The organism is Anoxybacillus sp. MB8 (assembly GCF_011006755.1).
Taxonomy (GTDB): Bacteria; Bacillota; Bacilli; order Bacillales; family Anoxybacillaceae; genus Anoxybacillus; species Anoxybacillus gonensis.
On record NZ_RXXX01000140.1, the window covers coordinates 1 to 425 of the forward strand.

The window sequence follows — 425 nt, forward strand, 5'->3', positions numbered from 1 at the left end:
GGTAGCGTCAAAAAATCTATGAAAAGTCATCATGGTCTACCTGTTGAAGGAAAATAAAGAGGATAGTGGAATTGGATTCGCCCTTGACCAACACTCGCCAAAGGAGAAAAACGGTCAGTAAGGGCAAGGGCAGAAAAGAAGGGCATAGGAAAGCAGCCCTTGCCCTATCCTGATTTTACCTTTGGCGAGGTTCGGATGGTCAAGGGTACGCTCCGCCGAATCCGTCCTTAGGATGCAGCTTGTTGGGTCAACATCTCTTGAGCCATGACAATGAGCCTTGCCCAACGTGCCGGCATATGCGGAAGGCTCTCTAATGCTGGGATGACGACCGGTACCCGTTTTTCTAACGCGCTATGCGGACGCAAGAAGTTGAAATACGCCACAAAGAGTGTGACAAAGGAAACCGAGCCTTCTTCTGCGCCAAA

The 425-nt window shown here is 49.9% G+C and carries 1 pseudogene; it reads right to left on the bottom strand.

Going from position 1 to position 425, the window contains the following annotated elements:
- Nucleotides 1–227: 227 nt before the first annotated feature.
- Nucleotides 228–425, bottom strand: a pseudogene (locus tag EKC99_RS15570) (DDE-type integrase/transposase/recombinase); the annotation flags it as partial.